The organism is Cronobacter muytjensii ATCC 51329 (assembly GCF_001277195.1).
In the GTDB taxonomy this organism is placed as follows: domain Bacteria; phylum Pseudomonadota; class Gammaproteobacteria; order Enterobacterales; family Enterobacteriaceae; genus Cronobacter; species Cronobacter muytjensii.
Window position 1 is genome coordinate 1,138,158 of record NZ_CP012268.1, and the last position, 22,280, is coordinate 1,160,437.

The 22,280-nt window shown below is 60.7% G+C and carries 14 protein-coding genes; 4 read left to right on the forward strand and 10 right to left on the reverse strand.

All coding sequences use genetic code 11. The features are described from left to right. Nucleotides 1-27 precede the first annotated feature (27 nt). Nucleotides 28-1,080 (forward strand): class I fructose-bisphosphate aldolase, encoded by a 1,053-nt coding sequence (gene fbaB, locus AFK63_RS05250; protein ID WP_038861891.1) that lies wholly within the window; start codon nt 28-30, stop codon nt 1,078-1,080. 459 nt (nt 1,081-1,539) lie between these two features. On the opposite strand, the gene yegS is transcribed toward fbaB, so the two are convergent. From yegS to AFK63_RS05290, 8 genes are all read right to left on the reverse strand, one after another. After that, nucleotides 1,540-2,439, reverse strand: a complete 900-nt coding sequence (yegS, locus tag AFK63_RS05255) for a lipid kinase YegS (RefSeq protein WP_038861893.1) — start codon at nt 2,437-2,439, stop codon at nt 1,540-1,542. A 250-nt stretch (nt 2,440-2,689) separates the two neighbouring features. Continuing rightward, nucleotides 2,690-4,051: a prephenate-dependent tRNA uridine(34) hydroxylase TrhP gene (trhP, locus tag AFK63_RS05260; protein WP_038861895.1), complete on the reverse strand. Its 1,362-nt coding sequence runs from the start codon at nt 4,049-4,051 to the stop codon at nt 2,690-2,692. Between the two features lie 376 nt (nt 4,052-4,427). Continuing rightward, nucleotides 4,428-5,150 carry an envelope stress response regulator BaeR gene (gene baeR / locus AFK63_RS05265; protein WP_038861897.1) on the reverse strand — a complete coding sequence of 241 codons (723 nt, stop codon included), beginning with the start codon at nt 5,148-5,150 and terminating at the stop codon, nt 4,428-4,430. Beyond that, nucleotides 5,147-6,571 (reverse strand): envelope stress sensor histidine kinase BaeS, encoded by a 1,425-nt coding sequence (baeS, locus tag AFK63_RS05270; protein WP_053531558.1) that lies wholly within the window; start codon nt 6,569-6,571, stop codon nt 5,147-5,149. Before baeS ends, baeR begins: the two co-directional genes overlap by 4 nt. Then, nucleotides 6,568-7,983: an MFS transporter gene (gene mdtD, locus AFK63_RS05275; RefSeq protein WP_038861901.1), complete on the reverse strand. Its 1,416-nt coding sequence runs from the start codon at nt 7,981-7,983 to the stop codon at nt 6,568-6,570. The genes baeS and mdtD overlap by 4 nt, the downstream gene beginning before the upstream one ends. A gap of 3 nt (nt 7,984-7,986) precedes the next feature. Continuing rightward, on the reverse strand, nt 7,987-11,076 hold the full coding sequence (gene mdtC, locus AFK63_RS05280; protein ID WP_038861903.1) for a multidrug efflux RND transporter permease subunit MdtC: 3,090 nt from the start codon (nt 11,074-11,076) through the stop codon (nt 7,987-7,989). After that, complete coding sequence (locus AFK63_RS05285; RefSeq protein WP_038861904.1) at nt 11,077-14,199, reverse strand: MdtB/MuxB family multidrug efflux RND transporter permease subunit; 3,123 nt, start codon at nt 14,197-14,199, stop codon at nt 11,077-11,079. It lies immediately after the preceding gene. Further along, on the reverse strand, nt 14,199-15,440 hold the full coding sequence (locus AFK63_RS05290; RefSeq protein ID WP_038861906.1) for an MdtA/MuxA family multidrug efflux RND transporter periplasmic adaptor subunit: 1,242 nt from the start codon (nt 15,438-15,440) through the stop codon (nt 14,199-14,201). Before AFK63_RS05290 ends, AFK63_RS05285 begins: the two co-directional genes overlap by 1 nt. 230 nt (nt 15,441-15,670) lie before the next feature. On the opposite strand from AFK63_RS05290, the gene AFK63_RS05295 reads away from it, so the two are divergent. Both AFK63_RS05295 and AFK63_RS05300 read left to right on the forward strand, forming a co-directional pair. Beyond that, complete coding sequence (locus tag AFK63_RS05295; RefSeq protein WP_038861909.1) at nt 15,671-16,036, forward strand: type II toxin-antitoxin system RelE/ParE family toxin; 366 nt, start codon at nt 15,671-15,673, stop codon at nt 16,034-16,036. Then, nucleotides 16,023-16,319 carry a helix-turn-helix domain-containing protein gene (locus AFK63_RS05300; protein WP_038861911.1) on the forward strand — a complete coding sequence of 99 codons (297 nt, stop codon included), beginning with the start codon at nt 16,023-16,025 and terminating at the stop codon, nt 16,317-16,319. The genes AFK63_RS05295 and AFK63_RS05300 overlap by 14 nt, the downstream gene beginning before the upstream one ends. Nucleotides 16,320-16,324: 5 nt before the next feature. On the opposite strand, the gene yegD is transcribed toward AFK63_RS05300, so the two are convergent. Then, nucleotides 16,325-17,677, reverse strand: coding sequence for a molecular chaperone (gene yegD / locus AFK63_RS05305; protein ID WP_038861914.1), 1,353 nt, complete (start codon nt 17,675-17,677; stop codon nt 16,325-16,327). Nucleotides 17,678-17,813: 136 nt separating this feature from the next. On the opposite strand from yegD, the gene alkA reads away from it, so the two are divergent. Beyond that, nucleotides 17,814-18,662 carry a DNA-3-methyladenine glycosylase 2 gene (gene alkA, locus AFK63_RS05310; RefSeq protein WP_038861915.1) on the forward strand — a complete coding sequence of 283 codons (849 nt, stop codon included), beginning with the start codon at nt 17,814-17,816 and terminating at the stop codon, nt 18,660-18,662. Here alkA and AFK63_RS05315 read toward each other — a convergent pair. Further along, nucleotides 18,652-21,990, reverse strand: coding sequence for a diguanylate cyclase (locus tag AFK63_RS05315; protein ID WP_038861920.1), 3,339 nt, complete (start codon nt 21,988-21,990; stop codon nt 18,652-18,654). The genes alkA and AFK63_RS05315 overlap by 11 nt on opposite strands. Nucleotides 21,991-22,280 lie beyond the last annotated feature (290 nt).

Here is a 22,280-nt window from a genome sequence, read left to right on the forward strand (position 1 = left end):
GTCCGCCGACAATTACGGGAGCGTATGATGACTGATATTGCGCAGTTGCTCGGCAACGATGCCGATAGCCTGTTACAGCACCGCTGTACGACCATTTCCTCCGACCAGCTTTATCTGCCAGGGCCGGATTATGTCGATCGCGTAATGATCGATAACAACCGGCCTCCGGCGGTGTTGCGAAATATGCAGACTCTCTATAACACCGGGCGCCTCGCGGGCACCGGCTATCTTTCTATTTTGCCGGTGGATCAGGGCGTCGAGCATTCGGCGGGCGCGTCGTTCGCAGCTAACCCGATGTATTTCGACCCGAAAAACATCGTCGAGCTGGCCATTGAAGCGGGCTGCAACTGCGTGGCCTCAACCTATGGCGTGCTGGCGTCGGTGTCGCGTCGCTACGCGCACCGTATTCCTTTCCTGGTCAAGATTAACCACAACGAAACCCTGAGCTACCCGACGCAATACGATCAGACGCTGTATGCGAGCGTTGAGCAGGCGTTCAATATGGGCGCGGTGGCGGTGGGGGCGACTATCTATTTCGGCTCCGAAGAGTCGCGTCGCCAGATTGAAGAAATTTCTGCCGCGTTTGAGCGCGCGCATGAGCTTGGCATGGTGACGGTGTTGTGGGCGTATCTGCGTAACAGCGGCTTTAAGAAAGAGGGCGTGGATTACCACTCCAGCGCCGACCTGACCGGTCAGGCCAACCATCTGGCAGCGACCATCGGCGCGGATATCGTGAAGCAGAAAATGGCGGAGAATAACGGCGGCTATAGCGCGCTGAAATTCGGCTATACCGACGATCGCGTCTATAGCAAGCTGACCACCGATAACCCTATCGATCTGGTGCGCTACCAGCTGGCGAACTGCTATATGGGCCGCGCGGGGCTTATCAACTCGGGTGGCGCGTCCGGCGGCGAGGCCGATCTCACCGATGCGGTACGCACGGCGGTTATCAACAAACGCGCGGGGGGCATGGGGCTTATTCTGGGGCGTAAGGCGTTTAAGAAAACGATGGCCGACGGTGTGAAGCTCATTAACGCGGTGCAGGATGTGTATCTGGACAAGAAAGTGACGATTGCCTGACGGCGGTGTGGTTACGCATTGAAAACGCGCCTGCGGGCGCGTTTTTTGTGGGTGGGGTAAATGGTGTGGCGAGGTAAACGGTGGGTGCGCTGCGCTTACCCGCCCTACGAAACCACAAAAGCCACCGCCGATGCCGTGTGTTTTCCTTTGCGGCTGCCCTTTGGCCGCGAGCCGGGATTGTTAAGGGGGCGGCGGCGAGCCCCCTTAACACGTTCGCGTGAGTATACGTGACAGAGAGAATCCGCGTTGTGGCGAACGGAACAGGTCACCAGGCGTACATATTCCTGAGTTCCATGGTTCACCCGTATTGAACAGGCAATGCCTTTCATTTGACGGCGGTGCTGATGGTGGGTGCGCTGCGCTTACCCACCCTACAACGTTTCATACCGTTGCATCACTGGTAGGGCGGGTAAGCGTAGCGCACCCGCCGTCCCGCAAACCGCGATGCCATACATCCATTTATTTAAGCAACGGACAATCCGGCGGCAGGCGGCAGTGCAGCGCCCCGGGCTTAATCACAATGTGGAAATGCTGGCCGCTCAGCGGTTCGCCGTCGAGGTTAAAGGTAATGTCGTGCGGGGCTGTTATTTCAAACCAGGCTGACGCGCCGTCGATAATATTCGGGCTGTCTTCCGGCTGCGTCAGCGTGGTAAAGAGCGCTGGCAGCAGCTCTTCACCGGTAAAAATGCGCAGTTGCAACAGCCCATCGTTAATCAGCGCCGCCGGACAAAGCTCCTGGCCGCCGCCCGCCTGACGCCCGTTACCGATGCCGATAACCAGCGCGTCGCCCTGCCAGTGGAAATTCTCACCGCGAATCTCGCAGCGGTCCGCTTTCAGAGCGTCCATACGCATCAGACCGTGGATCAGATACGACACGCCGCCAAGCGCCGCCTTCAGCCGCTCCGGCGTCTCGGTGGTAATGCGCGTGCCAAAACCGCCGGTAGCCATGTTAATAAACCAGGCTTTATCATTCACCTGCGCAATATCAATGGGCACCGCACGGCCTTCGATAGCCAGCTTCAGCGCCAGTTCGATATCGTCCGGCACGGCTGCGCTTGTCGCGAAATCATTGGCGGTGCCGAGCGGCAACAGGCCGAGCGCCGGACGTTTTTCCCCGGCGACCGACGCCAGCGCCGCTGCCACTTCGTTAATGGTGCCGTCGCCGCCTGCGGCAATCACCGTTTGCGCGCCCTGTTCAACGGCCTCACTGACATAGCGCCCCGCGTCGCCTTTCTCCCAGGTCACGCGCACATCCAGCGAGTGGCCCTGCTCGCGCAGCAGTTTTACGCTGCCGCGCAACACCTCATTATCAGCGCTTTTACCATTTAAAATCAGAAACGAACCTGGGGAACGGGACATGAATGCACTCCTGTGAATACGGATTCACTGAGTTTATCGCAGAGTCTGGCGCGTCGCTTAAGAACTGGCTGAAAGGACAAAAAAATAAGCCTGCGTAAGGGAGATTACGCAGGCTGAAGGAGGTGGTTCCTGGTACAACTGGCATTTATGGATTATGTTTTTCAGCGCCGGGGATAATAACCGCTTTAAACATAACGGTTTGTGATCCCATTCGAAGAAACATTCGCGCGATAAAAATAACCCTTATAAATTATTTGCTGTGTGGATTTCGGGTGGTCTGGCCAGAGAAATTGCGCATCAGTAGCGCATATTCCAGTGTTAAATCCTCCGGAACCGGCATCCAGATGGTGTATCCATCTCCCGGCGCCACGTCCATTTTCTCGCCTTTGGCATTTTCCATATGTTCCAGCGTAAAGCTGATATTGCCCTGCGGCGTCATCAGCTCCAGGCTATCGCCGAGAGAGAATTTATTTTTCACCGCCACGGCCGCCAGAGCCCCGTTGCGCTCGCCAGTGAATTCGCCGACAAACTGCTGACGATCCGATACCGAATAACCATATTCATAATTCTGATAGTCGTCATGGGTGTGACGACGCAGGAAGCCTTCGGTATAGCCGCGATGCGCCAGGCCTTCCAGCGTTTCCAGCAGGCTCGGGTCGAACGGTTTGCCTGCGGCGGCGTCGTCAATCGCGCGGCGATAGACCTGGGCTGTGCGCGCGCAGTAGTAGAACGACTTGGTACGCCCTTCAATTTTCAGCGAGTGAACGCCCATTTTCGTCAGCCGCTCGACGTGCTGAATGGCGCGCAGATCTTTGGAGTTCATGATGTAGGTGCCGTGCTCGTCTTCGAACGCGGTCATATACTCGCCAGGGCGCTGCGCCTCTTCAATCATAAAGACTTTGTCGGTCGGCGCGCCGATACCGAGCGTCGGCTCGACGGTTTGCACCGGGATCGGCTCATGGATATGGACGATATTGCCGATGCTGTCTTCTTTGCCTTCCTGAACGTTATATTCCCAGCGGCAGGCATTGGTGCAGGTGCCCTGGTTCGGATCGCGCTTGTTGATGTAGCCGGAAAGCAGGCAGCGGCCGGAGTAGGCCATGCAGAGCGCGCCATGCACGAAAATCTCCAGCTCCATTTCCGGCACCTGTTCGCGGATTTCGGCAATCTCTTCCAGCGACAGTTCGCGGGAGAGAATGACACGCGTCAGCCCCATCTGTTGCCAGAACTTCACCGTCGCCCAGTTGACGGCGTTAGCCTGCACCGAAAGATGGATATCCATCTGCGGGAAGTGCTCGCGCACCAGCATGATCAAACCCGGATCGGACATAATCAGCGCGTCCGGCCCCATGTCGACCACTGGTTTGAGGTCGCGAATAAAGGTTTTCAGCTTGGCGTTGTGCGGCGCGATATTCACCACCACGTAGAATTTTTTGCCAAGCGCGTGGGCTTCGTTAATGCCGATCTGCAAATTTTCGTGGTTGAATTCGTTATTGCGCACGCGCAGCGAATAGCGCGGCTGACCGGCGTACACGGCGTCAGCGCCATAGGCGAAGGCGTAACGCATATTTTTCAGCGTTCCCGCCGGTGAAAGGAGTTCGGGTTTAAACATGATGGACTCGTTCTGATGTCAGGTCAGAGCCGCTTCAACATTGAAGCGGTGGGGGGCGCGTTTACCCCCACGTTAAGGGCGGGAATTGTAGCGCCAGCGGCGCAGGGGTGCAAACCGTTACGGGGCTTATGGGCGTGAGGCGGGTGCGCTGCGCTTACGCACCCTACGAAACTACGAAACCCAATGCCAACGCCGTGTGTTTTCCCGTGCGGCTGCCCTTTGGCCGCGAGCCGGGATGGTTAAGGGGGCGGCGGCGAGCCCCCTTAACACGTTCGCGTGAGTAAACGTGACAGAGAGAATCCGCGCCCTGGCGAACGGAACAGGTCACCGGGCGTGCATATTCCAGGGCCCGGCGTTTCACCCGTGCAGGTCATCTCTACACCACTCGGCCGGCGTCGGCCTCCCAGCGGTAGCCCACGCCGTACACGGCGCGGATAAACGGCTGGTCATCATCGAGCGCTTCGAGCTTGCGGCGCAGGTTCTTGATATGGCTGTCGATGGTGCGATCGGTCACCACGCGGTAGTCGTCATACAGATGATTGAGCAACTGCTCGCGGGAAAAGACCTTGCCCGGCTCGCTGGAGAGCGTCTTCAGCAGGCGGAACTCGGCGGGGGTCAAATCGAGCGGCTTCTGCCGCCAGCTCGCCTGGAAACGGCCTTCATCGATAACCAGCGGGCTCTGGGCGGCTTGCGCCTGCAGGTCGCGCTGCGGCTTGCAGCGCCGCAGGATGGTTTTTACGCGCGCCACCACCTCGCGCGGGCTGAAGGGCTTGCAGATATAATCATCGGCGCCAATCTCCAGCCCCAGCAGGCGGTCTATCTCTTCAATTCTTGCGGTCACCATCACAATCGGCACTTCTGAAAAGCGGCGTATCTCGCGACACAGCGTCAGCCCGTCGGTGCCGGGCAGCATCAGATCCAGCAGAATCAAATCCGGCGGCGTCTGGCGCACATAGGGCAACACCTGGTCGCCGTGGTTAATCAGCGTCGGCGCATAGCTGGCCGCCCGCAGATAATCCACCAGCAGCGCGCCGAGTTTCGGCTCATCCTCAACAACCAGAATGCGTGGGGTTTTGTCGTTAATCGGTAACTCTGTCATACGTCTCCCGGAAGTACGGCATCAAGCGGCAAAGATACGGTAATGCTAACACCGCCTGACGATGAATGATCGGCGCTGATGGTGCCGCCATGCGCCGACACGATATTGGCGCAGATGGCGAGGCCCAGGCCGGAACCGCCGCTGGCGCGGTTGCGCGAGCCCTCGGCACGGTAAAAACGCTCAAACAGTTTCGCGAGCTGCTCGTCGCTCACGCCCGGCGCGCTGTCGCTAAAACGCAGCACAAACCGCGCCGCCTGGCATTCGCCCTGAATCAGCAGGCCGCCGCCTGCGTCTGTATAGCGCAGGCTGTTTTCCAGCAGATTATTAAACAGCTGCATCAGCCGGTCCCGGTCGCCAAACAGCGTGACGCTCTCAGGCATGGAGAGATTCAGCGTCAGTCCGCGCGCGGCGAAGCGCTCGCGGAACGCGCCGGCGGCCACCTCAATGAGTGTCACTATCTCCAGCGGTTTTTTCTGGTAGGCGAGCGCGCCCTCGTCGGAGAGCGAAAGCTGATGTAAATCGTCCACCAGTTTGGTCAGCGTGCCCACTTCCGCCTGTAACGAGGCGACGGATTCCGGCGTAAACTGGCGCACGCCGTCCTGAATCGCCTCCAGCTCGCCGCGCAGCACAGCAAGCGGCGTGCGCAGTTCATGGGAAATATCCGCCATAAAGGCCTGACGCATCTGCTGATTTTTCTCAAGCGTGCTGGCAAGCTGGTTGAAATCCTGCGCGAGACGGCCCAGTTCATCCTGGCCTGTGGCGACGACGCGGGTTGTGAAATCGCCCGCCGCGAGCCGGTGCGTGCCTTCCACCAGCCGTTTTACCGGCGCCAGCAGGCCGCGCGCCAGCAGCAGCGTGGCCGCCGCCGCGAGCAATGTCGAGAGCGCGACGATAAGCCAGCTGGTGCGTCGCTGCTGTTTATCGAAATTAATATCGGTGCTGCGTGTCAGGCGCTCCACCGGCGAGGCGATGACCCAGCCGACACGCTTGCCATCAACGACAATCGCCCGCCGCGCGCCGTCCTGCGGCACCGGCGAGCGCGGGCCGACCAGCACATTCTGATCGGCGTCCACCACCCAGAACTGCGTGCGCCAGCCGTGCGGCGGCATATGGGGCGGCGGCCCTCTGTCCGGCGGCGGCGGGCCATCGTGCGCGTTCTCTCGCTCGAAAGAGCGTAAAATCTGGAACACCACGCGATCGTTATGGCGCAGGAACCCCCAGTCGCCGTGCTGCTGATACTGATCGCTCAGCGCGTCGCTTAGCAGCGCCAGCCGCTGTTCGTTGCCGTGTTTGATGTAGTCGATAAAGCCGCGCTCAAAGCTAAAGCGCACCGCCCAGTGCATCGTAATTAACAGCAGAATGCAGGTGGCGAAAATGGCCAGAAACAGCTTGCCCATAATGCCGGGCCGCCAGAACCTCATGAAGCTCTCCTTTTGCGCCGCGCGATCACGGCATTTTTACTGATATCGTTCGGAACGCGGGCAAAGACGAGCGCTGGCACGGCGATAATCACCGCCATCCACAGGTACGTCCAGAAGAAGATCCCGTGCGCGTCGCTGCTGTCGGCGGCCAGATGGTTATGGCCAAACGCGCCAAGCAGCAGGCCTGCGAGGGTTACGCCGAGACTCATGGAGAGCTGCATTACCATCGAGAGCATACTGTTGCCGCCGCTCGCCATCTCATCCGGCAGGTCGCGCAGCGTCAGCGTGTTCATCGCCGAGAAACGCACCGAGTTGACCATCCCCTGAAAAAGCAGGACTACCGGCAGCAACCAGTACCAGCCCGCCAGCGCCACGCCCATAAACAGCAGGCTCGCCAGCGCCAGGCCAAGCGTGGAAGCCACCAGCACGCGGCGATAACCAAAGCGATTGACCACCTGCACCACGATACGCTTCATCCCCATGCTGCCAAGCACCATCGGGATCATCATCAGCCCGGCGTGAAATGGCGAAAAGCCGAGGCCAATCTGTAAAAAAACCGGCGTCATAAACGGCAGCATTCCGCTGCCGATGCGCCCGCATAAACTCCCGAGCAGCCCGAGCGAAAAGGTGCGGGTCTCGAAAAGCCGCAGGCTGAACAGCGCCCGCTCGTTGCCGCGCGCATGCCACAGATAGAGCAACACCGCCGCGCTGCCGCCCGCCACCAGCGCGCCGAGCCCGGCGGCGGAAAGGCCCGTGCTCTTGTAGCCGTCGAGCGCTATCGTCAGCGCCGCCATGCCGAAGGCGAGCAGCAGAAAACCGGAGAAATCGAAACGCCGGGTCTGCATGGTGTAATTCGGCATCAGCCAGAGCGTCGCGGCGGCACCCGCGATGCCGACCGGCAGGTTAATGAGAAAGATCCAGTGCCACGAGGCGTACTCCACCAGCAGCCCGCCAAGCGCCGGGCCGAGCAGCGGCCCCACCTGGCCGGGGAGCGTGACAAACGTCATCGCGGCCATGTATTGTTCGCGCGGAACAATTTTCATCACCGTTAATCTGCCGACCGGCACCATCATCGCGCCGCCGACGCCCTGCAACACCCGCGACGCCACCAGCTCGTTGAGCGTTGACGACCAGGCGCAAAACAGCGAGCCGAGCGTAAACAGCACAATGGCGCAGAAGAAGATATTGCGCACCCCGACGCGATCCGCCAGCCAGCCGCTCGCGGGCAGCATCACCGCCACCGTCAGCACGTAGGAGACGATGACCATATGCATCCGCAGCGGGCTCTCCCCGAGGCTTACGGCCATAGAGGGGAGGGCGGTGTTGACGATGGTGGTGTCCAGCGCCTGCATAAAAAAGCCAAAGGCGACAATCCACAATTGCCAGCGCACGTTCTGGGGCAGGTCGGTCATAGGCTATTCGCTCGCGGTCAGGGTGTCCTCGGGTTTCGCCCGGCGGGTAAAGCGCAGGCGCAGTCGGTCGAAGAAGAGGTAGACCACCGGCGTGGTATAGAGCGTCAGCAGCTGGCTCATGACCAGCCCGCCGACGATGGTAATGCCGAGCGGCTGGCGCAGCTCCGCGCCGTCGCCGCTCGCTATCATCAGCGGCAGCGCGCCGAACAGGGCCGCCAGCGTCGTCATCATGATCGGACGAAAACGCAGCAGGCAGGCCTGAAAAATCGCCTCGCGGGCGTTGAGCTCGCCGCTGCGCTGGGCATCCAGCGCGAAGTCCACCATCATTATCGCGTTCTTCTTCACGATACCAATCAATAGCATAATACCGATAAGCGCGATGAGGCTAAACGGGGCGTCGAACGCTTCCAGCGCCAGTAATGCCCCGACGCCCGCCGACGGCAGCGTGGAAAGGATAGTCAGCGGATGCACGTAACTCTCATACAGCATACCCAGCACGATATAGACCGTGGCGATGGCGGCGAGGATCAGGATCACCTGCGAATTCATGGTGTCCTGGAACACCTGCGCCGTGCCCGCAAAGCTGCCGCGCACCGACGACGGCACGCCGAGGGAGGTCATGGTGCGGGTGATGGCGTCGCTCGCCTCGGAGAGCGACACGCCGGTCGGCAGGTTAAACGCGATGGTCGACGCCGCCGACAGCCCCTGATGGTTCACCGACAGCGGCGCGTTGGCAGGCCGCCATTTGGCGAACCAGGAGAGCGGAATCGGCTTGCCCTCGCTGTTCATCACAAACATCTGATTCAGCGCGCTGATGTCCTGGGTGTAACGCGGGTCCACCTCCATCACCACTTTGTACTGGTTCAGCGGCTGGTAGATGGTCGAAATCTGGCGCTGGCCGAACGCGTTATTCAGCAGGCTGTTGGCGTCCTGAACGCTGATCCCTAAGCGCGCCATCGATTCGCGATCGTAAACCAGGCTCATCTCCGCGCCGTTATCCTGCTGGTCAGAGTTCACATCGGCGAGCTGCGGCAGCGCGGACAGCGCCTGGCGGATTTTCGGCTCCCATTCGCGCAGCGCCGCGAGATCGTCTGACAGCAGCGTATACTGGTAGCTGGCGTTCGACTGGCGCCCGCCGACGCGGATATCCTGCACCGCCATTAAAAACAGGCTCGCGCCAGGCTCTTTCGCGAGCTTTTTACGCAGCCGGTCGATAACCTGCTGGGCGCTTTCCGTGCGCTCGCCAAGCGGTTTGAGCGAGATAAACATCATGCCGCTGTTAACCCGGGAACCGCCGGTAAAGCCGGTGACGTTATCCACCGCCGGGTCGTCGCGGATGATTTTCATGAAATCCTGCAATTTGCCGCGCATCGCCTGGAAAGAGATGCTCTGGTCAGCCTGAATGCCGCCCATCAGCCGTCCGGTATCCTGTTCAGGGAAAAAGGTTTTCGGGATGGAAATATAGAGCCAGACGTTCAGCGCGATGGTGGCGATAAGCACCACGCCCACCAGCCGCGCGTGGTTCAGCACCCAGCCGAGCGAGCGGGCGTAACCTCCCTGGAGCGCCAGCAGCAGCCGGTTGACGCCGGTGCGGCGGCGCGTCTCCTTCGGCGCGCGGGCTTTCAGCAGCCAGCCGCACATCATCGGCGTGAGCGTGAGCGACACCACCAGCGAAATCCCGATAGCCACCGACAGCGTCACCGCGAACTCGCGGAACAGCCGCCCCGGTAGCCCGCCCATCAGCAGCAGCGGCAGGAACACCGCCACCAGCGACAGGCTCATGGATAGCACGGTAAAGCCCACTTCGCGCACCCCTTGTAGCGCCGCCTGAAGCGGTTTCATTCCGGCTTCCAGATGCCGCGAGATATTCTCCAGCACCACGATGGCGTCATCCACCACAAAGCCGGTAGCGATAGTCAGCGCCATCAGCGAGAGGTTATTAAGGCTAAAACCGCACAGGTACATGGCGGCGAAGGTGCCAATAAGCGATACCGGCACCGCGACGGCCGGGATAAACGTCGCGCGACCGGAGCGCAGGAACAGAAAGACCACCAGGATGACCAGCGCGACGGAAATCACCAGCGACTGCTCCACCTCTTCAAGCGACGCGCGAATAGTAGGAGAGCGATCCTGCGCTATCTGCATATCAATGGCGGCGGGGATGGTCTGGCGCAGCGCCGGCAACGCGTCGCGGATGCGGTCCACGGTGTCGATAATATTCGCTTCCGGCAGTTTGCGGATCATCAACAGGATCGCCGGTTTGGCGTTGGTCATGCCCGCGTTGCGCACGTCCTGCACCGAATCGGTGACCGTCGCCACATCGCTTAACGGCACCGCCGCGCCGTTGTTGTAGTGAATGATGAGCGGCTTATATTCCGCCGCGGTTTTCAGCTCGTCGTTCGTCTGTAATTGCCAGCGGCGCTGCGTGTCCTCAATCGCACCCTGCGGGCGGCGCACGTTGGCGTTGCTGATGGCGCTGCGCACGGCGTCCAGCGACACGCCCTGGTTAAACAGCGCCTGCGGGTTAAGCGCCACGCGCACGGCGGGCAGCGAGCTGCCGCCCACATCGACATCGCCCACGCCGTCGATTTGCGCGATAGTCTGGGCAAGCTGCGTCGAGGCGTAGTCGTAAAGCTCGCCCTGAGAGTAAGTCTCTGACGTGAGCGTCAGGATCATAATTGGCGCGTCGGAGGGGTTCGCCTTGCGGTAGGTCGGGCGCGAAGGCATGCCGCTTGGCAGCAGGCTTTGCGCGGCGTTGATCGCCGCCTGGACGTCGCGCGCCGCGCCGTTGATATCGCGGTCGAAGTTAAATTCCAGAATGATGCGCGTGCTGCCAAGCGAACTCGACGAGGTCATCTCGTTGACGCCCGCGATGCGCCCGAGCGAGCGCTCAAGCGGCGTGGCCACCGACGAGGCCATGGTTTCTGGCGATGCGCCGGGCAGCGACGCGCTGACCATAATCACCGGGAAATCGACCTGCGGCAGCGGGGCCACCGGTAGCAGGCGGAAGCCCAGCACGCCGCAGAGCGTCACGGCGACCGAGAGCAGAATGGTCGCCACCGGGCGGTAGATAAAGAGCGCGTAAAACTTCACTTACGCCTCCCCTTCACGCCGGGGAAAACGACGGCGTACGGCATGGCCCAGACGGTCGAACAACAGATAAATCACCGGCGTGGTAAAGAGCGTCAGCACCTGGCTTACCAGCAGGCCGCCGACCATGCCGATGCCGAGCGGGCGCCTGAGCTCCGCCCCGACGCCGGTGCTTAACATCAGCGGCAGCGCGCCGAGCAGCGCGGCGAGCGTCGTCATCAGGATTGGCCGAAAGCGCAGCAGGCAGGCCTGATAAATCGCCTCGCGCGGCGACATGCCCTGTTCGCGCTCGGCGGCCAGCGCAAAGTCGATCATCATGATGGCGTTCTTTTTGACGATGCCTATCAGCAAAATGATGCCGATGATGGCGATAACGTCCAGCTCCGCGCCTGCAATCAGCAGCGCCAGCAGCGCCCCGACGCCTGCGGTCGGCAGCGTCGAAAGGATCGTTATCGGGTGAATAAAGCTCTCATAGAGCACGCCCAGCACGATATACATCGCCACGACCGACGCCACAATCAGCCAGACGGTGCTGCCGAGCGCCGCCTGGAAGGCGAGGGTGCTGCCCTGGAACTGTGTCGTAATCTCCGCCGGGAAGGCGAGATCCGCCTCTGCCTGGGTGATGGCCTCCACCGCGTCGCCCAGTGAATACCCCTCCGGCACGTTGAACGACAGCGTCGTGGACGGGAACTGATCGAGATGATTAATCGTGAGCGGCCCGAAGCGCTGTTCCACGTTGGCAATCGCGCTAAGCGGCACCATGCCGCCTTCGCTGCTGGTAAGGCGAATGCCGTCCAGCGCGTTGAGGCCCGGCGTCGCGGCGGTATCGTGTTCCAGCACCACGCGGTACTGGTTGGCCTGGGTGTAAATTGTTGAGATAAGCCGCTGCCCAAAGGCGTTATAAAGCGCATTATCGACATCTTTCATGCTGATACCCAGCCGGCTGGCGCTGGCCCGATCCACATTGACGAAGGCCACCAGCCCTTTATCCTGCCAGTCGCTGCTGACATCCGCGAGCTGCGGCAGCGTTTTCAGTCTCTCTGTCAGTTTCGGCACCCAGGTGCTGAGCGCCTCCAGCGAATTAGCCTGCAACGTAAACTGGTACTGCGTGCGGCTCACCTGGGTATCGATGGTCAGATCCTGGATGGGTTGCAGGTAGAGCGTCGCGCCCGGCACGCTGGCGGCGGCCTCCTGGAGACGCGCAATCACCGTCTGCACGCGATCGTCACGTTTCTCCAGCGGTTTTAAATTGATTTGCAGCCGCGCGCTGTTGAGCGAGGGGTTGGTGCCGTCGACGCCGACGAATGACGTCATGCTCTCGACGGCCGGATCTTTAAGAATGACGTCCGCCACCGCGCGCTGGCGTTCGGCCATACTCGCGAACGAAACCGACTGCGGCGCCTGGAGCGTGCCCTGAATAATGCCGTTATCCTGCACCGGGAAAAAGCCTTTGGGGATGACAATCCACAGCAGCACCGTCAGCGCCAGCGTGCCGAAGGCGACGCCGAGCGTCAGCCACGGGTGGTTCAGCACCCGCTTAAGTAACTGGCCGTAGCGGCCAATCACGCGGTTAATCACGCGCTCCGAGGCGCGCGAAAAGCGGTTTTGTTTACGCAGCGATTCGTGGCTTAACATCCGCGCGCACATCATCGGCGTCAGCGTCAGCGACACCACGGCGGAAATTAAAATCGCCACCGCCAGCGTCACGGCGAATTCGCGGAACAGACGGCCCACGATATCGCCCATAAACAGCAGCGGGATCAGCACCGCAATCAGTGAGAAGGTGAGCGAGATAATCGTAAAGCCGATTTCGCCCGCGCCCTTGAGCGCCGCGGCCAGCGGCTTTTCGCCTTTTTCGATATAGCGCGAGATATTCTCAATCACCACGATAGCGTCATCCACCACAAAGCCCGTGGCGATGGTCAGCGCCATCAGCGTCAGGTTATTGATGGAGAAATCGAGAAACACCATCGCCGCGAAAGTGCCGACCAGCGAGAGCGGCACCGCCACCGCCGGAATAAGGGTCGCCGGTACGTTGCGCAGAAACAGATAGATAATCATCACCACCAGCGCTATCGCCAGCATCAGCTCAAACTGCGTGTCATTGACCGAGGCGCTGATGTTCGTGGTGCGGTCGGTCAGCACCTTCACCTGCACCGATTTCGGCAGGCTTTCGGTGAGCTGCGGCAGCAGTTTCTGGATAGTTTCAGCGGTAGTAATGATATTCGCGCCCGGCTGGCGCTGTACGTTCATCACAATCGCGGGCTGTTTATTGGCCCAGGCGCCGAGCCAGGCGTTTTCCGCCCCCTGCTCAACGGTCGCCACATCGCCAAGCCGTACCGGCGCGCCGTTCTGGTAGGCGATAATCAGGTTGCGGTACTCGTCGGCGGATTTCATCTGGTCGTTGGCGGAGAGCGTCACGGCGCGTTCGGGGCCGTCGAAACTGCCCTTTGCCGAATTGACGTTCGCGCCCGTGATAGCGGTGCGCACCGTTTCGCTGTTAAGACCCAGAGACGCCAGCGCCTGCGCGTTAAGCTTTACCCGTACCGCTGGCCGCTGGCCGCCGGAGAGCGTCACCAGCCCGACGCCGGTCACCTGCGAGATACGCTGCGCAACGCGGGTTTCCACCATATCTTCCACCTGCGTCATCGGCAGGGCCGAGGAGGTGACCGCAAGCGTCATGATGGGCGGGTCCGCCGGGTTGACTTTGCTGTAGACCGGCGGGTTAGGGAGATCGTCCGGTAACAGGTTTGTCGCGGCGTTGATGGCCGCCTGCACTTCCTGCTCCGCAACATCGAGCGGCAGCGTCAGTTGAAACTGTAGCGTGACGACCGAAGCGCCGCCCGCGCTCTGCGAGGCCATCTGTTTCAGGCCGGACATCTGGCCGAACTGGCGCTCCAGCGGCGCGGTAATCGCGGAGGTCACCACATCCGGGCTGGCGCCAGGGTAGAGCGTCACCACCTGGATAGTCGGGTAATCCACCTCAGGCAGCGCGGAGACCGGCAGAAAACGGTAGCCGATTATCCCGGCCAGGAGTATCGCCACCATTAACAGCGTGGTGGCGACGGGGCGCAGAATAAACAGGCGGGACGGGCCGCCCGTAGCGCTCGGAGGTAACACCTGCATCAGGAACGCGCTCCTTTGGCCGCGCGGGCGCTGTCGGTGGACGTGCGTTCGCCGCGCGCGGGTTTGGCGTTATCCGTCGCGGTTTGCGCGGCCACCACTTCCACTTTTGCGCCTTCAGTCAGGCGGTCGATACCGTCTGTCACCACGCGATCGCTTGCTGAGAGACCTGCGGCGATCACCACGCTTTCGCTGTTCTGAATACCGGTGGTGACGGTGTGTTTGCTCACTTTATTTTCGTCATTCAGCACCCACACGAAATGACCTTCGTTGCCCATTTGCAGCGCGGCGGTGGGGATCACCACCGCGTTCTGCTGGGTGTCTATCAGCATCCGGGCGTTGACGAACTGGTTTGGAAACAGCGCGTCGTCCTCATTAGCAAAACGCGCTTTAAGCTTGATGGTGCCGGTCGTGGCGTCAATCTGGTTATCAAGGCTCAGCAGTTCGCCGGTGCTGAGTTTCGTGCTGTTGGTGCGATCCCAGGCTTCTACCGACAGGGTTTTTCCCGCTTTCTGCGCCTGCATCACGGCGGCGATATCGCTCTCCGGCAAGGTAAACACCAGATCTATCGGGTGCGTCTGGGTCAGCACCACGAGGCCCGTAGTGTCGCCGCTGGAGATCTGGTTGCCGATATCGACCTGTTTTAAGCCAACGCGACCATCGATGGGCGCAGTGATACGGCTCCAGTCAAGCTGTAACTGCGCGCTTGCGACCGCAGCTTCGTCGGCCTTCAGCGTGCCCTCGGTTTCACTGACCAGCGCCTGCTGGGCGTCGAGCTCCTGGCGCGACACCAGGTTCGTTTTACCAAGCTGCTGGTAGCGCGCCAGATCGCGTCGGGCATTGGCAAGCGTGGCGCGGTCTTTGGCGAGTTGCCCCTGCGCCTGGGCGAGCGCGACCTTAAACTGGCTCGGATCGATTTCCGCGAGCAGATCGCCCGCTTTCACCTGCTGACCTTCTTTAAAATGAATAGCCATCAGTTGCCCATCCACCCGGCTGCGCACCGTGACGGTGTTTGCGGCGGTGATAGTGCCAAGGCCCGTGAGGTAGCGCGGCACCGCTTCGCTGCGGGCGGTCGCAGCCTGTACCGGTGCGGGCGCGCCGCCTGCGCGCATCCCGGCGCGTCCATGCGACGCTTTACCTGCCGGAGCGTCGGTATCGGCGCTACGCCAGTAAAGGAGAGCGGCAAGGGCCGCGACAATAACACCGGCGATAATCCACCCGCGTTTTTTAAACGTGCTTTTCATAAGCGGTACGTCTTCTTTTCCTGAAACGATTAGGCGTAATGATACAAGTTTAGTGAGCCTTCACCGCAGAAAGATGGAGGAAATATGAAACACCGTTTAGAACTGTCTGAATCGCTCAGGGTTTACGAGACGTCTCGCAGAGGCGTAATCCTTTTCTGACAAAGCATCAAAGCCCTTATTAAAGTGTGGTTTTGTGCTCGAATATAAACTATAGTTTATGAGGGATGGGTATGACATGGACGGTGATTTTTACCCCGCATTTTTATGAGTGGTATCAACAACAGCCCGAAGGATTACAGGATCGTATCGCCGCGCTGTTATGGAATTTACGCCACAGCGGCCCGTTGGTTGGGCGTCCGCTGGTGGACACGATAAAAGGCTCGCGGATCGCCAATCTTAAAGAGCTGCGCGTTCAGTATGGCGGTTCGCCGTGGCGGGTATTTTTTGCCTTCGACCCAACCCGTCAGGCTGTGGTGCTGTGTGCAGGCAACAAGCGCGGTCACAAAGATTTTTATAAAACCTTAATCACGCAGGCGGAGACGGCGTTCTTCCAGCATCTGCAAAAAATAATGGAGAGTAAAAATGAAAACGATTGATGATGTGATGGCGGAGTTTCCGCCAGAGCGGCAAGCTGAGATCCTGCGCATGGCTGATGAAATCGCGCTTGAACACGGGCTGCCGCGCCTTCGCGAAGAAAGGGCGTTCTCGCAGCAGCGGCTGGCGGAGATAATGGGCGTTACGCAGCCCGCTATCGCCGCCATCGAACAGCGCGGAAAGGAGATCAAACTGCTGACGCTCAAGCGCTATGTCGAAGCGCTGGGCGGGAAGCTGTCCCTGCTGGTTGAGCTGCCCGAAGGCAGCAAAGTCATTCCTGTTTAACGCGGTTACGCAAACACCACCTGCGCCCAGCGCGCAAGACCGGCGGTGACCGAGCCGAAATCGTCGCCGCCCTGAACCGGGATGCCCGGCAACTGCGTTTGCAGCGCCTCGCGGATAAGCGGCGAACGCGCGCTGCCGCCGGTGAGGTAAATCACATCCGGGCGTTCGTTGCTGGCTTCCAGCGCCAGCGTCACCTGTTCCAGAATGCGCTGCAGCGGCGGGTTCAGCGCGAGCGCCAGCGCCTGCTGCGTAATATCGTTGCTAAGATCGCCTTCGATAAACGGCAGCGCGGTCCGGCATTCCGTGGCCTGCGAAAGCGCGATTTTGCTCTCTTCCGCCGCCCGCACCAGCCGGTAGCTGAGACGCTGACGCCAGACCTTCTGCAACAGCGCCACCTTGTGCGGCTCGCGGGCGTCGCGCACTAAGTCCGCCAGCAGACGACCGCATGCGGCGCTGTAAAAATCGCTCTGCGCCGGCACATCGTTGATAGCGCACGCGTTCCACCACGGCAGCACTGGCAGCGACGTGCCTTTTACCGTTTCGCCGCCCATGCCGAGCAGCGGCATCAGCTGTTTAAACGCCAGCGCAATATCCAGATCGTTGCCGCCCACGCGGCAACCGCTGTGGCCCAGCAGGCTCTGATCGCGGTCGCGGCGCGCGCGCCACTGCGGGCCCATCAGCAGCAGAGAGCAGTCCGTGGTGCCGCCGCCGATATCCACCACCAGCACGCGCTGTTCCTGGCTGAGCGTGGCTTCAAAATCGAGCCCGGCCGCGACCGGCTCATACTGAAATACCACATCGCGAAAACCGGCGCGGTGCGCCGCGCGTTCCAGAATACCCTGCGCCTGCTGGTTAGCGTCATCGCCGCCAAGCCCCTGGAAGTTAATCGGGCGACCAATCACCGCCTGGTCTATCTCCGCGTCCGCCTGTACCTGCGCCGTTTTGCGAATATGCACCATCATCGCGCAGACCAGATCTTCAAACAGCGCAACCTGCTGCGGCTTCAGGCCGCTGGCGCCGAGAAACGATTTCGGCGACTTCACGAACCAGACCTCTTCCGGGTCGTCCATATACTGGCGCAGCGCGCTCAGGCCGAACTGCACGCTGGCGGGCGTGACGTCGATGCTCTCTTCGCGGTTATAGCTGACCGCGCGGCGCAGCAGCGCCTGCGTCTCTGCGCCGCTCGCCTCGACATTCTGATGGCGGTAAAGCCATTCGCTCACCGCCTCGCGCACCGGCGCGCCAATCATTGACGGCAGCAGCGTTGAGCCTTGCTCAAGCGGCAGCATCTGCGGCGCGCCGTCGCGCATAACGGCGACCGAACAGTTCGCGGTGCCGTAGTCAAAACCGATAAACATTCACATTTTCCCCATGCCGTGAAGAAGGGGGGCGACTTTAGCGAAATGTCGCGTCGGCGGCAATATGGAATATCTGCGCAAGGCAAAAAAAGCCCGTAGCGATTAAGCTAAAGAAATCAAAAACAAAGGAGACGCTATGTTTACGCTTCGCTATCAGCCGCCTTACGACTGGCCGTGGATGTTACGCTTTCTGGCTGACCGTGCCGTGGCGGGCATCGAAGAGGTGAGCGACAGCCAGTACCGGCGCACGCTGGCGGTCGGCGCGCATCAGGGCTGGTTTAGCGTCACGCCGTACCCGGAGCGCGCGACGCTTGCGCTTGCGATGAGCGACGGGCTGCTGCCGGTGGCGGACGAGGTACAGGCGCGCGTGGCGCGCTTATTCGATCTGCGCTTTGACCCTGCGCCAATGCTGGAGACGCTCGGCCCGCTCGCCGCCGCGCGTCCGGGGCTGCGTCTGCCGGGCTCGGTAGATGTCTTCGAGCAGGGCGTGCGCGCCATACTCGGGCAACTGGTGAGCGTGGCGATGGCAGCGAAGCTCACTGGCAAAGTGGTGCAGGCGGTCGGCACGCCGCTTGACGACGGCAGCGGCTGGCGCTTTCCCACCCCCGAGGAGATGGCGCGCACGGAACCCGCCACGCTAAAAACGCTCGGAATGCCGCTCATGCGGGCGGGCGCGCTTATCCAGCTTGCGCGTGAGCATCTGGCCGGGCGGTTTCCGCTGACCTGCCCGGAGGATGTGGCGGCGGGAGTGAAAGCGCTGACGCAACTGCCAGGCATCGGCACCTGGACTGCCAATTACTTCGCGATGCGCGGCTGGCAGGCGCCCGACGTCTTTCTGCCGGACGATTATCTGATTAAGCAGCGTTTCGCGCCGATGACGCCTGCGCAGATCCGCCGCTACGCCGCACGCTGGCAGCCGTGGCGCACCTACGCGCTGCTGCACATCTGGTATGCCAGCGACTGGCAGACACCGGTCAGTGAATAGAAAAGTAGCTGGTGGCGAGCCGGGCGGCGAGCGATTGCGTCTGGGCCACGGTTTCGCCGTACGCCAGATCGATACCTATGCTGGCGAGCGTCTCCAGCAGTGACTGCTGGTCGGCGGGCCCGGCGATGGTTTGCAGGCCGAGACGGCGCGCGTTGCCCATCACAATGGTCAGCAGCATTTCATCCATCAGGCTGGAATGGGCGTCCATCACCAGATCGCTTGCCACCATGATGTAATCGGCGCACTGCGCGCAGATATGCTCGAACACTTCCAGCTCGCGGCCCACGTGGCTCAGCACCACCCGGCAGCCCGCTTCGCGCAGACGCAATAACTGGCGTCGCGCCGCGGCGGCGTCCTGCATCAGCACTTCGCTGCTGACGATAAAATGCAGCAGACGCGGCGGCAGCGGGCTTGCGGCAAGCTGTGCCAGCAGGGCATCGAGACGCTGCGGGTTAAGCAGAGTGGGGCCGGAGAGCGTCAGCGCGACGCCGACGCCTTTTGCCGCCACGCAGGCGGCGTGATCGCGAAAGAAATCGGCGACCAGACGCGCGTCCAGCGCCTGCAACAGTTCCGGATCGCTAAGCCCGGCCCGGAAGCTGTGCTCTTCGATCATCTCCCCTTCGCTGGTCCACAGCCGCAGCGACAGCAACCAGAAGGTCGCGGTTTCCGGCACGCGCGGCGAGGCGACCGGGCGCACCATCAGCATCTGGTGATGTTCGGCTATCATGCGCTTCTGTTCGTGAGCGGCGAGGGTGTCGCGCCCGCTGTGCAGTTGCTGCTGGTGCGGCTCGTAAACCGTCACCACGCCGCGCCCGGCGTTCTTCGAGGTGTAACAGGCGATATCCGCCTGAGACATCACCTCCTGCGCCTGGTTATTCGAGGCGTCGATAATCGTGATGCCCGCGCTGGCGCCGATGCGATGCAGGCGGCTCTCCCAGACAAACGGATATTCATTGATGGCCGCCACGATGCGCTCAGAGATGGTGCGGGCGTTCTCCAGGCTGCAATCCGGCAGCAGCAGGCCAAACTCATCGCCGCCGAGGCGCGCCAGCACATCGGTAGTGCGCAGCATGCCGAGCATCAGGGAGGCGAGCTCGCGCAGCAACGCGTCGCCCGCAGCGTGACCGGCGGTGTCATTCACCGCTTTAAACCGGTCGAGATCGATATAGACGAGCGCATGGCGCTGGTGCGTTTCGCTGACGCTTTGCAGCAGGCGTTTGAGGTGAGTTTCAAAGCTCACGCGGTTGGCGAGATGGGTCAGGGCGTCGTGCGAGGCGCTGTAGCTGAGCTGGCGCAGCATTTTTCGCGACTCAGTGACATCATGGATAACCAGCACTGAGCCGATATTTTCCCCTTCCAGCGTGCTGAGCGGCGTGATGGTGTAGTGGATGTCGTAATGCCCGCCGCTACGGCAGTGCAGCACTACATCCTGATCGATGCCGGTGCTGGCGTGCGTGGCGTCGCCGCTGTGAATATCTTCCAGCAGCGGGCCATTATCGCCAAAGGTAATGCGCAGAATCGCGAGTACCGGCTGGCCGATGGCCTCTTCCTGGCGCCAGCCGCTCATCTTCTCCGCCACCGGGTTCATAAAGGTGACGTTCATATCGACATCGGTGCAAATCACCGCCTCGCCGATGGAGTCGAGCGTGATATGCAGACGCTCTTTCTCCTGAAACAGCGCTTCGTTGAGCTGTTTGACCTCGGTCATATCCATATTAATGCCGAGCAGGCGCTCCACTTCACCCTGTTTATTCAGCACGCGGTTGGCGAGCGCGCGAATATGGCGCACGCCGTTTTTCACCTGGATGCGAAACTCCAGCTTAAACGGCACGCGGGAGCGCAGCGCCTCCTGGATAGTGGCTTCGGCCTGGGCGACATCTTCTTTAAAAAGGCGCGACTTCCAGAGCTGATACGTCGGACGGGTATGCGGCGGCACTTCGTAGAGCTCGAACATGCGCTGATCCCAGGCGATGATGTCGGTGCCAAGCTCCCACTCCCAGATACCGATGCCGCCCGCTTCGTTGGCGAGCGTAATGCGCTCCATCAGGCGTTTATTAACCCATTCGGTGCGTTTGAGATCGGTAATATCTTCTATCTGAGCGATAAAGTAGAGCGGCGAGCCGTCGCGCTGGCGCACGATAGAGACCGCCAGCAGTGCCCAGACCACGTCGCCCGCGCGGGTGTAGTAACGTTTTTCAAGCGAATAGTTGTTCATCTCGCCGTTCAGCAGTTTTTCGACCAGCGCCATATCGGCGTGCAGATCTTCCGGGTAGGTGAGCTGCTGAAAACTCATGCTGGCGAGCTGTTCCGGGGTGTAACCGAGAAACGTGCAGAGCGCTTTATTAACCTGCAAAAAACTGCCTTCGGTGGAGACCAGCGCCATGCCGATGGCGGAATATTCCATCGCGTTGCGAAAACGCGTTTCGCTCTCGGTGATGAGTTTTCGCTCTTCTCGCGAGGCGTACATCACCATCGTCATGACGTTGGCGGGCAGCAGGATCATCAAAAACGGAAGCCAGGGGGCGTTCACCACCATGCCTTCGTGCGGCAAATCAAGCAGCGTCGGGTTAGAGGCGATAACAAACGAGACCATCATGACGGTGGCGAGAAAGACCGTGAACGCCTCCAGTCGCGGCAGGCGGATAGCGCTCCACATCAGCAGCACAATCACGAAGGTAAACGGCCAGGGCATATAGTGTAGCGCCAGCCAGCTGCACAGCAGCGTAACGCACAGCGTCGCCAGGCTTTCGGCCAGCAGGCGCGGGCTGCGATGGCGCAACAGATAGCGCGCTTTGAAGAGCAGCCCGAGCGGCACCAGCGCCAGCGCGCCGATGGTTTCCGATAAGATCCACACCAGAAAGACGCGCAGCGTCACGTCATGCTCGCTGATGGCCGCCAGCAGACAGCCGCCCACCAGCGGCGGCACGACCGCGCTGGCGAACGCCAGCCGCAGCCAGTTGTTGAGGTTTTTAAGCGGGTTATACCAGGGCAGAAGCTTGCGCAGCAGCGTCGCGCCGACCAGCGCTTCGATAATATTAATGACGGTGTAGGCGGGCTCAAGATGGCCAGGTGGGAACAGCGTCAGCGTCGCCAGAATCGTGCCCGCGCCGCACACCAGCGCAATGGGCACCCACAGGCGCAAGGCGTGGCGAAAGAACGCCACCATCATAATTGAGGTCGGGAACCACAGCGGGGCCAGCAGCGTATCGAAAAGCGTCAGCTCAAGCGAAAAGAGCGTGAAAATATAAGTCAGCAGTCCAAGGCTTACTAAGCGCAGCAGTGGATGCGGCGTGGCCGCCAGCTCCTGCTTGTTCTTTTTTTTGGTCATTACCACATAATCCGCATAGGCATTGCCGTCAGGTGCAATACCCGGACGTATCAGGAAAAATGTTTCGGTTATGCTAGTACAAACAATTTACAATTCCTATGGCGTCTGCTCATAAATTAACTGTCATGAATAATAAAAAGCGCGCCGCAGAACTTTCGCCTCGCTTAATGCCTGTTTACGCAGCAAAAAACCGTGATTTTACCCTGCCGGAGACGACAGAATTTGCGCACTTATTCTCACGATTGCAGCATCGACTGGTATCAATTTAGTGAAATCCCTATAATTGCCGC

Excerpts from the sequence above, each read along its gene's own strand:
- AFK63_RS05300 (WP_038861911.1), top strand. The coding sequence starts at position 16,023 with ATGAAAACGATTGATGATGTGATGGCGGAGTTTCCGCCAGAGCGGCAA.
- AFK63_RS05285 (WP_038861904.1), bottom strand. The coding sequence starts at position 14,199 with ATGCAGGTGTTACCTCCGAGCGCTACGGGCGGCCCGTCCCGCCTGTTT.
- fbaB (WP_038861891.1), top strand. The coding sequence starts at position 28 with ATGACTGATATTGCGCAGTTGCTCGGCAACGATGCCGATAGCCTGTTA.
- mdtD (WP_038861901.1), bottom strand. The coding sequence starts at position 7,983 with ATGACCGACCTGCCCCAGAACGTGCGCTGGCAATTGTGGATTGTCGCC.
- alkA (WP_038861915.1), top strand. The coding sequence starts at position 17,814 with ATGTTTACGCTTCGCTATCAGCCGCCTTACGACTGGCCGTGGATGTTA.
- trhP (WP_038861895.1), bottom strand. The coding sequence starts at position 4,051 with ATGTTTAAACCCGAACTCCTTTCACCGGCGGGAACGCTGAAAAATATG.
- AFK63_RS05290 (WP_038861906.1), bottom strand. The coding sequence starts at position 15,440 with ATGAAAAGCACGTTTAAAAAACGCGGGTGGATTATCGCCGGTGTTATT.
- yegD (WP_038861914.1), bottom strand. The coding sequence starts at position 17,677 with ATGTTTATCGGTTTTGACTACGGCACCGCGAACTGTTCGGTCGCCGTT.
- AFK63_RS05315 (WP_038861920.1), bottom strand. The coding sequence starts at position 21,990 with ATGACCAAAAAAAAGAACAAGCAGGAGCTGGCGGCCACGCCGCATCCA.
- yegS (WP_038861893.1), bottom strand. The coding sequence starts at position 2,439 with ATGTCCCGTTCCCCAGGTTCGTTTCTGATTTTAAATGGTAAAAGCGCT.
- baeR (WP_038861897.1), bottom strand. The coding sequence starts at position 5,150 with ATGACAGAGTTACCGATTAACGACAAAACCCCACGCATTCTGGTTGTT.
- AFK63_RS05295 (WP_038861909.1), top strand. The coding sequence starts at position 15,671 with ATGACATGGACGGTGATTTTTACCCCGCATTTTTATGAGTGGTATCAA.
- baeS (WP_053531558.1), bottom strand. The coding sequence starts at position 6,571 with ATGAGGTTCTGGCGGCCCGGCATTATGGGCAAGCTGTTTCTGGCCATT.